This is a genomic window from Arthrobacter sp. H14 (assembly GCF_000520495.1).
Lineage (GTDB): Bacteria > Actinomycetota > Actinomycetes > Actinomycetales > Micrococcaceae > Arthrobacter_C.
This window is the reverse complement of record NZ_KI914641.1, coordinates 52845-60751: the sequence shown is the minus strand read 5'-3', so window position 1 is coordinate 60751 and position 7907 is coordinate 52845. Positions and strand designations below refer to the sequence as shown.

General features: G+C 63.1%; 7 protein-coding genes and 1 pseudogene. 3 read left to right on the top strand and 5 right to left on the bottom strand.

What is annotated here, in order from left to right; translation table 11 throughout:
- The 3 genes and pseudogenes from Y707_RS31300 to Y707_RS0106970 form a co-directional block, all read right to left on the bottom strand.
- Positions 1 to 361 (bottom strand): annotated as a pseudogene (locus Y707_RS31300) (hypothetical protein); the annotation flags it as partial.
- A 44-nt stretch (positions 362 to 405) separates the two neighbouring features.
- The gene (locus Y707_RS0106975; protein WP_035780659.1) at positions 406 to 1197 is read right to left on the bottom strand and encodes a DeoR/GlpR family DNA-binding transcription regulator; all 792 of its coding nucleotides are present in this window, start codon (positions 1195 to 1197) and stop codon (positions 406 to 408) included.
- Positions 1198 to 1211: 14 nt separating this feature from the next.
- Positions 1212 to 2714 (bottom strand): GntP family permease, encoded by a 1503-nt coding sequence (locus Y707_RS0106970; protein WP_026534539.1) that lies wholly within the window; start codon positions 2712 to 2714, stop codon positions 1212 to 1214.
- 234 nt (positions 2715 to 2948) lie between these two features.
- On the opposite strand from Y707_RS0106970, the gene Y707_RS24140 reads away from it, so the two are divergent.
- Together Y707_RS24140 and Y707_RS28850 are read left to right on the top strand one after the other, a co-directional pair.
- Positions 2949 to 3992 carry an FUSC family protein gene (locus Y707_RS24140; RefSeq protein ID WP_051441733.1) on the top strand — a complete coding sequence of 348 codons (1044 nt, stop codon included), beginning with the start codon at positions 2949 to 2951 and terminating at the stop codon, positions 3990 to 3992.
- 83 nt (positions 3993 to 4075) lie between these two features.
- Positions 4076 to 4615, top strand: a complete 540-nt coding sequence (locus Y707_RS28850; RefSeq protein ID WP_155852786.1) for a hypothetical protein — start codon at positions 4076 to 4078, stop codon at positions 4613 to 4615.
- 113 nt (positions 4616 to 4728) lie between these two features.
- On the opposite strand, the gene Y707_RS0106955 is transcribed toward Y707_RS28850, so the two are convergent.
- Positions 4729 to 5559: an aldo/keto reductase gene (locus tag Y707_RS0106955; protein WP_026534538.1), complete on the bottom strand. Its 831-nt coding sequence runs from the start codon at positions 5557 to 5559 to the stop codon at positions 4729 to 4731.
- 195 nt (positions 5560 to 5754) lie between these two features.
- Here Y707_RS0106955 and Y707_RS0106950 point away from each other — a divergent pair, with 195 nt between their 5' ends.
- Positions 5755 to 6873: an FUSC family protein gene (locus Y707_RS0106950; RefSeq protein WP_253905094.1), complete on the top strand. Its 1119-nt coding sequence runs from the start codon at positions 5755 to 5757 to the stop codon at positions 6871 to 6873.
- Here Y707_RS0106950 and Y707_RS24130 read toward each other — a convergent pair.
- Entirely contained in the window at positions 6865 to 7884 is a 1020-nt protein-coding gene (locus tag Y707_RS24130; RefSeq protein ID WP_051441731.1) for a diacylglycerol/lipid kinase family protein, read from the bottom strand. The genes Y707_RS0106950 and Y707_RS24130 overlap by 9 nt on opposite strands.
- Positions 7885 to 7907: the final 23 nt, after the last annotated feature.

The following is a 7907-nucleotide window of genomic DNA, read 5'->3' as shown; positions in this document are numbered from 1 at the left end:
CCTGGTAGACGGTCGCCATGCCGCCCTGGCCGATCCGCTTGCCGAGCCGGTACCGGCCAGCCAACACAAAACCGTCCGCTCCGCCCGGCCGCTGTACGCGTGGCGCAGCGGCGGTAGGTTCATTGGCAACATTGCCCGTGGCCGTAGCAGCGTTACCGGCGGCACCGGCGTCGGGAGGGTTGTCATGGTCAGACACGTCATCATGGTTGGGCAGGTCATCATGGGGGCCGGCACGCAGTTCATCGACGTCGGCCGCTTCTGTGGGCGGGCCGGCGTCTAATTGCGAGGTTGCCTGTTTCCCCCGGTATCCGTCAGCGGTGTCCGTGCCTGCACGGCCCCGCTTATTCCCCTCGGTGTCCATTTTCAAAGTCTAGCGACTGGACGTTAGAGAAACATTAGAGTTTGTCAATCCGTTACTGTGCTGACACCTGTGCTGATGACCTCGACGCCGGCGGAACGGTAGCGCTGCAGCACACCGTCGTCGTCAGCGTTGGTTATCAGCGTCCAGCCTTCGGGAAGCGGCGCCCAGGCGGGCACTGATCCGCGGACCAGTTTAGTGGCGTCGGCCAGTACGACGACGCGGCGGGCGCGGCGGGCGGCGGTCTCTTTCACCTGTGCTTCCGCCAGTGTGGGTTCGCCGACGCCGTCCCGCGGATCGAGCGCGTCCACCGCGAGGAATGCGACGTCGGGCATGCACCGGTTGAGCGCATAATCCGTCAACGGTCCGACGAGGCCGTGGCTTTTCCGCGCGACCCGGCCGCCGATCATGATCACCTCGAGATCGGCGTCCCCCGCCAGCTGGAGGGCGGCGTCGAGGCCGCGGGTCAGTACGGTCAGCCCGCCACGCCCGGGCAGGTGCCGGGCCAGCTGCGCGCAGGTCGAACCGGCGTCGAGAAAGATGGTTCCACCCTCGGGGACGAGTTCTGCGGCACGGGCCCCGATGGCCGCCTTGGCCTCACGCTCGACGTCCAGCCGTTCACTCAGGTCCCGCTCCCGGAAGGATCCGCCCGTGGTGGCGCCGCCGTAGGTGCGGGTCAGCACCCCGGTTTTGTCCAGCCGGGCAAGATCCCGGCGGACGGTTGAGGCGGAGATCCCCAGTTGCCCGGAGAGATCGTGGACATTGGTCTTCCCCGAGCGCACAAGGGCCAGCAGCCGTTCGTGCCGGTCGCGGGTGCCCTTGCGCAGCTCGGGTGCCACCTCCAACGCCGCTGTCAGCCCAGAATGATGTTGGCGATGAAGAGCAGCGGAATGGAGCCGGCCCAGACCGCCGTCGTGATCCCGGACCACCCCTTCAGCGCCGCGGTGCCTTCGATCCCGGTGAAGCGGGTGACCACCCAGAAGTAGGAGTCATTGAAGTAGCTGAACACCATCGAACCGGCGGTGCAGGCGAGTGCCGCGATGACCGGATCGACGCCGAGGGAGCCCACCAGCGGAGCGGTCACGGATGCGGCGGTGATCATGGCGACCGTTCCCGAACCCTGGGCGACACGGACCAGCGTGGCGATCAGGAATGGAACCAGGAACGCCGGAAGTGCCGTTGCTGCGATGGCCTCGGCCAAGGCATCACCGACGCCGGAGTCGCGCAGCACCTGGCCGAGCGCGCCGCCGGCACCGGTAATGAGCAGGATCAACCCTGCAGAGGCAGCAGCGTCGGCAAACCAGCCCTGGACCTTCGTGCGCGGCGTCCACCTCGGCAGCAGGATGTAGACAGCCAGCAGAACACCAATGACCAGCGCGACGACCGGGTTGCCGATAAAGGCGAAGGGGACAGCCCAGGCAGAGGGAGTGTACTCGCCGCCAAGAGTGCCCTGATTGGACTGGTCGACGGCGGCAGTCACCGTATTCAGGATGATAAGCAACAGCGGAATCACCAATGGCAGTGATCCGACCAGAGCTCCGACCCGGTGTGGTTTAGCACCTTCAGGCGGGGTGCCGAGATCGGAACCCGGGTCTTCGGCCGGCTCGACGTCCCTGGCATTCGAGGTGACCACATCGTCGTCGTCGGCGAAGGTGGTGCCAGCGGTGTTTGATCCCGAGCCGTGGCGGCCCGCCAACGCGGCGCTCCCGTAGACAGCCTCGCGGATTTCCTCCGAGACGGAAGATTCCAGTTTTGGTCCCATCCACTTGGCGTAGATGACGACGATGGGCAGCAGGATCACGGTGAAGATAAGCCCGGCAATAATCAGCGCGCCCAGATCGGCGCCGAGAATACCGGCCACGGCCAGTGGACCCGGAGTCGGCGGAACAAGGTGGTGCGTCAACGTCATGCCACAGCCCAGCGCCAACGCGAGCGTGACGTAGCCTGCCTTCTTCACCCGGGCGATCGACCGGGCCAGCGGGTTCATGATCACGTAGCCGGAATCGCAGAACACCGGAATGGACACCAAGGCGCCCACGCTGCCCATCGCCCATGGCTCGCGTCCCTTGCCGAAGAACTTCAGGAAGGCCAGGGCGAGGGCATTGGCCGCGCCGGAGACTTCGAGAATCTTACCGATTCCGACACCCAGGCCGATGACGATTCCGATGGAGGCGAGCGTGTTGCCGAATCCGGTGGTGATGGAACCGACGATTTCGAGTGCCGGCTGTCCGGCGACCGCGCCGGTGACCAGCGCGGCAATGAGCAACGCCACAAAGGCGTCCAGGCGGGTCCGCAGCACGAGGACAATGATCGTCGTGATGCCCAGAACCAGTGCCAGCAAGAGTTGTATATCCACGGCGGGGATTCCCCTTCTCAAGGAACGAGGCCCGGGCAGCGTTGTCCGGACAGTTCCCAGCATGGACTACGCCATTGCGCGTATCAAGCATGTTGAAGGTTTTTATTGCGCAATGCATGCATTCCTGCCTGGGAAACCGTACAGGCCTTCATAGTAGGCTCGACGGGAACCATGGTCACCACACTTCTAAAAACCAGATCCCGCCTTGCCTTTTCACGTACTGCACTGAGGTCGGTGAGTCCACGCCTGCTGCTCGCCGTCAAGGCCGCTATCGCCGTCGGGCTTGCCTGGGTTATCGCCCCGCTGATGCCCGGGGTGATCAACGACTACCCCTACTACGCTCCGCTCGGCGCCCTACTGGTCATGCATTCCACCTTGGCGGTGTCAGCAAAGTTCGGACTGCAGATCCTCGCCGGCATGGTCCTCGGGATCGTTCTCGCCGCCGGCGTGCTGTTTCTGGGACCGCCCAACGTCTTCAGTATTTCGCTGGTGGTCGCCGTCGCCGTGTTGGTCGGGAGTATTCGCTGGCTCGGCGTGCCCGGCACGGAGTATCTGCCGATTGCCGCGTTGTTCGTCCTGATTGTCGGCGGCCAGGATGCGGAAGACTACTCCATCGGCTACCTCGTTCAAATGGCCGTCGGTGTTGGGGTCGGTCTCGGCGTGAATCTGGTCATCGCTCCACCACTAACCATCAACAGCGCCGTCCAATCGTTTTCCCGGTTCCGGATCAGCCTTGCCAAACACCTTGACGACGTCGGCGCAGCCTTGGTCGAAAGCTGGCCACCGGAGCGTGAAGACTGGGCAAACCAAACCGAAGTGCTGTCGGCGACCGCCGGCGAGGTGCGGGCGGCCATCCACAAAGCCGACGACAGCCGCAAGGGAAATCCCCGAGCGTTGCGCCACCGCCGTAATCTCAGCGCAGACTTCCTCGACTTGGCCGCCCTCGAAAACATCAGCTTCCACATCAGGGACCTGACCGAGATTCTCGCCGGGGCTGTCTGGGGAAAGCCATTCCCTGTCGACCTTCCCGCCGACCTGTGTCCGCCACTGAGCGAGGCCATGAATTCGGTCGCCGTCGTGTTGATGGAGTGGGATTCCGGATCAGGCGACACGGCGGCGATCGATGATGCCGGCGTCGCACTGGATGCACTGATGTCCAGAGTCGATGACCGCCCCGGATCAGGGGCGGATTCAGTGGCGGCAACAGCGGCTATCGCCATCACCTTAAGACGGATTGTCGCTGCGGTTCGTGTCAGGGTGGAAGGACCGGCCGGATAGCCAAATCTTACGATCCGGTGACGATGCGGTTTTCTCCGCGTGTCGGAGGTGCCTTAAGTGACTCTGGGCAGCAGACTCTTGCTATGAAGGATCGAGTCGGCGGACAACGTTCCGGCTTTGGCGGTCGGAGGCAATACTTACCAGCAGCCATCGTACTGGTTGGCGTCTCCATGTTCTGGATCGTGGGCATTCTGGGCGGACTCCGCGTGCTCCATTCTCCTGAACCGGCGCTGACCGTGTTGATATGGCTTTACGTCATGCTTGCAGCCGTCGCGCTTTCGATCGTGGCTGCTGCACTGGCGATCATCGACATTACGCGCAGACTCCGGCGCCACCGCCAGCAGGAAGCCGCGGAGCAACAGTACTTCCAAAACACAGTTCTCCGGCCGGGACCCCAACCGCGGATGCGCGACGTTGCTCCCCCCAAAGAAGCTGCTCCGCGCAAAAGAGATTCGCAGCCGCCGGCGCGGCAACCTTCCGTGCAGCAGCCCAAACCGGAACCTTCCGCCCAGCAGGTTAAACGGGAACCTTCCGCACGGCCGGTGCGGGCGGAATCCTCCGTACAGCCGCCGCGAAGGGACTCATATGCGCAGAAGGATGACCTCCACTCACGAACCGGCTAGCGATACAGCGTTTCGGAGGCAGTACCAGGCCGGCTCCGGCCATCCGTTATGAACTCTGGCTTGCCTGCCGCCGGCGGCGCCACACCAGGACGCCGCCGGAACTCCTTCTTGTCTTACATTTGCGTGAAGTTCGCCGTAGCCGGATCCGCCGTCACGCGGTTACCGGACTCCAGCTGACCAATGACCTCGATCTCCTCCGGGCTGAGCAAGATATCCGCAGCCTCCAGGTTTTCCTTCATCCGGGCGGGTTGCACCGTCTTGGGAATGACGATATTGCCCTGATGGAGGTTCCACGCCAGGACAATCTGACCCGCGGTGGCGTTGTGCTTGGTCGCAATGTCCCGCACGACCGGGTTGGTCAGATCCGACCCCTGGCCCAACGGACTGTAGGCCTCAACCGCGATGCCGAGCGAGCGGCTCTTTTCCGCCGCGGCGGTCTGCTGCAAGGTTGGATGCAGTTCAATCTGGTTCACGGCGGGGACAATCTCCGTGGCCTCCCGCAGAGCGTCCAGATGTTCCGGCAGGAAGTTCGAGACGCCAATAGCCCGCGCACTGCCCTCAGCGTAGATTTTTTCGAGCGCCTTCCAAGCCTCGATGAACAATCCCTGCTCCGGTGCCGGCCAGTGAATCAGGTACAGATCAACATGGTCGACGCCGAGGGCCCGAAGGCTGTTGTCGAACGCCTCAAGGGGCTTGTCCTGTTCCCCGTTGCGGAGTTTGGTCGTGATGAAGACTTCGTCGCGTGAGAGACCCGAGGCCGTGATGGCGGCACCGACGCCGGATTCGTTCCGGTAGGCCGCAGCGGTGTCGATGTGGCGGTATCCCGCCATCAGTGCGGCCTCCACCGACTCCTGCGTTTCGGCTGGCGGAACCTGGAACACGCCATAGCCGATCTGGGGAATGTTGACACCGTTGTTCAATGACACGTTCGGCACGTTGGCCATAATCAGTCTCCTTATCGTTTGCGCGGTACAAGGGCGGCAACACCGTCAGGGCTGAAAATAGTCCGCAGTGCTGGAATTAGTTCCGCTCTCTCCATTCCAGATTTTACGCAGACACTGCAGAGTCGGTATGTTCGATGTTGCACGCGGATCAAGCCCCGGTCCCATCCTGCACTGGAAGAACCGGAGCCACGTCACATGGACACGAACCGCGTATGGCAGCGTATTGCCACTTTTTTCACGCCATCCATGGTGAGCCACAAGCTGCTTCTGGCTTTCAAAGCCGCGCTCGCCGTCGGCATTGCCTGGGTGGTTGCGCCCTTCATGCCCGGCGTCGCCGACGAGTACCCCTACTACGCTCCGCTCGGTGCCCTGCTCAGTATGCATTCGACGCTGAAAGGCTCGGCCAAGTACGGCCTGCAGATCCTCGGCGGGCTGGCGATCGGAATCCTGCTCGCGGCGATCGTGCTGGCTTTCGGCGCGCCGAATTTCCTGACCATTTCCCTCGTGGTGGCCGCCGGTGTCCTGGTCGGTGGGATGCGTTGGCTCGGCGCTCCCGGCCAGGAGTACCTGCCCATCGCAGCCCTGTTTGTGCTGATCGTCGGCGGCCAGGACGCCAGCCAGTATTCCATTGGTTACCTCGTGCAGATGACCGTCGGTGTCAGCGTGGGATTACTGATCAATCTCCTCGTCCTGCCCCCGTTGACGTTCGATTCAGCGGTCCAAAAGTTCTCCCATTTCCGCAGAAGCCTCGCCCGCCACCTTAACGACGTCGGCACGGCCCTGACCGAGAACTGGCCGCCGGAGCGTGAGGACTGGGCAAGCCAAAACCAGACATTGTCGGCTACCGCAGCAGAAGTCCGTAAAACTATCCACCTCGCCGATGACAGCCGGAAAGGCAACCCCCGTGCCCGGATCCACAAACGGAATCTGGAGGGGGACTTTTACGACCTGGCCGCCCTCGAAAACGTCACCTTCCACATCCGCGACCTGACCGAGGTCCTCGCCGGAGCTGTGTGGGGAAAACCGTTTCCGGTCGAACTCCCCACCCAACTGTGTCCACCCCTGAGCGAGGCCATCCTTGCCGTGGCAGACGTGCTCACGACGTGGGAGGACGGGGCTGAAGCCCAGGAATCCCTTGACCGGGCAGAGGCCGGTATCGAAACGCTCTTCACCGGAATCGACGAACACCGCACCGCCGGCCCTGCCTCCATGAGCGCCGCAGCCACCATCGCCATGGCCCTGCAACGCATATTGTCCACGGTCCGGCTCCGGATCCAGAACACGGCTACCGGCCAGGGGAACGCTTCAGTCTGAGGGTGTGGTCTCCGCTTCGGGCACTGTATCTTGGGGAACACGTATCGTGAGTCCGGCCGGCTCCACCCAGGTCTTCAAGGCCACGGCTTCCCCGAACGTGGCGCCGTCGAGCTCCACGCCTTCAGGCCGGCTCAGCCGCACACTCAGTTCGCGGCCCTTGACGTAGTTGAGCGCTTGGACTTCTTTGGTCATCATCGCCCTGCCAAGCTTCGTCCGCCGCAGGACTCCGTTCTCCCAGACTATTTTCACCAGGACCTGCGCCCAGCCGATGACTCCTTCCGGGCGCAGGATGATGATGTCCAGCATTCCGTCGTCGACGGCGGCCTCGGGCAGCAGCATCACATTCGCCTGCAGGCTCCCGCAGTTGCCGATAATGATGGTATGTGCCCGGACCGACCGAGCTTGGTGCTCATCGAGCTTGTACCGCATCCGGAGTCTGTTCTTATCCCCGAGAGCCTTGAAGATAGCTCCGACGTACGCCGGCCATCCGATTTTGGCTTTCAGCTCCGAATCAGTGTTGGCGAGCATCTTCGCATCGAGTCCCAGCCCGGCCATCACCACGTAGGCATGGTCCGTCACCGAGTCGTCCTCTCTGCGGATGGAGACCATACCGAGGTCGATTTTCCGGTTCTCACCGTTATACGCAGCATCAATCGAGTGCTCAAGGTCGTCGAGCGTGAGGTCCAGGTTCCGTGCCAGCAAATTGCCGGTGCCCGAGGGCAGCAGGGCGAGCGGAATGCCGCTGCCTTTCAGCTCCTCGCAAACGGCCCGCACGGTTCCATCTCCACCGGCGGCGATGACCATCGAGGCACCCGCCTCCAGTGCCTGGCGCGCTGGACCCTGTCCGGGATCATCCTCGGTGGTTTCAAACCACAGCGTCGTTCCCCATCCGGCACGTGGTTCCTGCACCGCAACGGCCGCTTTGATCGCGTCAAGATCGACCTTGACCGGATTATAGACAACAGCGGCTACGGGCTGGCCATCTGCGGCGATGCCGGAAGTTTCACTCATACACCCAACTTACAAGGGTCGGT

Excerpts from the sequence above, each read along its gene's own strand:
- Y707_RS0106950 (WP_253905094.1), top strand. The coding sequence starts at position 5,755 with ATGGACACGAACCGCGTATGGCAGCGTATTGCCACTTTTTTCACGCCA.
- Y707_RS28850 (WP_155852786.1), top strand. The coding sequence starts at position 4,076 with ATGAAGGATCGAGTCGGCGGACAACGTTCCGGCTTTGGCGGTCGGAGG.
- Y707_RS24130 (WP_051441731.1), bottom strand. The coding sequence starts at position 7,884 with ATGAGTGAAACTTCCGGCATCGCCGCAGATGGCCAGCCCGTAGCCGCT.
- Y707_RS0106955 (WP_026534538.1), bottom strand. The coding sequence starts at position 5,559 with ATGGCCAACGTGCCGAACGTGTCATTGAACAACGGTGTCAACATTCCC.